Origin of the sequence: Kitasatospora sp. NPDC093806, assembly GCF_040683335.1 — a bacterium.
GTDB lineage: Bacteria > Actinomycetota > Actinomycetes > Streptomycetales > Streptomycetaceae > Kitasatospora.
The window spans coordinates 1-2,019 of sequence record NZ_JBFBDO010000252.1 but is presented as its reverse complement, the minus strand read 5'-3'; the positions used below and the strand labels follow the sequence as shown (position 1 = coordinate 2,019).

Sequence of the window (2,019 nt, the reverse complement as noted above, 5' to 3'; positions counted from 1 at the left end):
GGCCGCCGGGGAGTGACCTGGAGCCGGTCCGTCCTTGGGACAGCCGGTGGGCCGGTGGGCCGCGTCCCGGCGGCGTGGTCCGGGTGACCGGCCGCGGCGCGGACCGGGGCAGGCGTCACGCGGCACGCGATCCACAGAGCGTGGGCGCTGCGCGACGGGCCGGGACGCGCGGTGGGAGGCCGCACCGGAACTCCGAGGCAGGAAGCCCGTCGGTCCCGCACGCGGCCGTGCGGGACCGACGGTGTCGAACGGGACGCCCCCGCACCGAGGCCCCCGCACCAAAGCCCCCGCACCAAACCCCCGCACCGACGCGCTCGTTCGCCGGTGTCCTCCGACAGAACCTCGACGCCGTCACCACCGGGCACGACGACGCGCGGTCACGTCGACGGCCGGGCGTCACCGTCGACGTCCACACCCGCCAGGGCCCTGCGGGTGGAGATCCCGAGCTTCGGGAAGACGTTGGACAGATGGTGGCCGACGGTCCGCGGGCTGATCAGGAGCCGGTCCGCGATCTGCCGGTTGGTCAGACCGGCGGCGGCCAGCCCCGCGACCCGCTTCTCCTGGGTCGTGAGGGCCGCCCAGGGCCGGGACCGGTGCACACTCCGGCCGCTTCCCCCGGTCAGCTCCTGCTCGGACACGGCCTGCTCCAGCAGCGGCTCGCAGCCGAGCCGACGGAACGTCTCCGCCGCGCGCGCCAGCTGGATCCGGGCGTCGGCGCGGCGGCGCACCCGCCGCAGCCACTGCCCGTAGAGCAGGCGGGTCCGCGCGTGGCAGAGCGGTCGCTGCGCCGCACCGGGCGCCTCCAGGGCACGCGGGAACAACTCCGCCGCCCCGTCCTGTTCCAGGAGCGCCGCGCTGTGCAGTGCCGCCGCCGTGGCCCACGGGGTGCCGGTCCGCTCGGCCCAGCCGCGCAGCGCCGCCGCGGCCGCCCGGCCGTCTTCCGGGCGCCCCGCCCGGACCGCGGCCTCGACGGTGTCGGCCGCCGCGAGGAGTGCGAAGGTCGGATGCCCGGCCGGGTGGGCCGGCTCGGCCAGCCGCACCAGGTGCTCCAGCGCCTCGTGCGGGCGACCGGCCAGCAACGCGGCCGGCCCGCGGCTCCAGTACGCGGCCGCGGTGGACGCGCGGGCCCCGCGCGGCGCCGACAGCTGCACGGCGCGCGCCGTCAGCGCGGCGACCGCCCGCTCGTCGCCCCGCAGCGCCGCCAACCGGGCCAGTACGTTGAGGCAGTGGCAGGCCGCGTGCTGCGTACCGGCCTCCTCGGCGAGCCGCAGCATCTCGACGGCGTTCGCGTCCGCCTCGGCCCACCGCCCCCGGACGATGTCCAGCACGGCCGCTTGGGGCGCGGTCAGGAGGAGGGCGCTGGTCGCTCCGCCGTGGCGCAGCACCTCCAGCCGGTGACGGAAGGCTTCCGCGAGGGTCTCCTCCGCACCCCAGGCCAGGACCAGCGGCGCGGGCGGGACGAGTTGCCAGGGCGCCGCGGCGACGGCGGCGACGGCATCGGCGGGCAGTCGCCCGGCCCCACCGGCCGGCCCGTCGGTCCACCAGCGCAGCAGAACGGCCAGCAGCGACCGCACCGGAGGCTCCGCGGTCCCGGCCAGTTCCGCCAGCCGCCCGAGCGCCTCCCGCCGGCGCGCGGTCGCCCCCGCGTTCCACGCCGCCCGCACCGCCAGCGCGGCCGACTCCAGCGACGTGGCCGGGCCGGCCGCCGCCCCGCTGTCGCACATCAGCAGTCGTGCCGCCCGCTCCTGGTCCCCGTGCGCGAACTCGATGATCCCGGGCAGCCCGCCGCTGTCCCGCGCTGCGCCCTGGTCCGACGCGAGTCGGCCCGCCCGCGCCAGCAGGCCCCGGGCCGACGCCACCCGGCCGCCGTCCCACGCGATCCGCGCGGCGGACGCGGTCCTGCGGGCGGCGTCCGCCGCCCCGGGTGACAGCGCGGCCGCCCTGGAACGCGGCGCGCGGACCGCTGCGGCGCGCGGCCGGTGCGACCCGGCGGTCCGGGCACTGCGGCGGGCGGCCGAG

General features: G+C 79.3%; 1 protein-coding gene. It reads right to left on the bottom strand.

Going from position 1 to position 2,019, the window contains the following annotated elements:
- Nucleotides 1–377: 377 nt before the first annotated feature.
- On the bottom strand, nucleotides 378–2,019 hold a 1,642-nt coding region (locus AB0N76_RS39735; RefSeq protein WP_363565733.1), incomplete at its 5' end, for a LuxR C-terminal-related transcriptional regulator.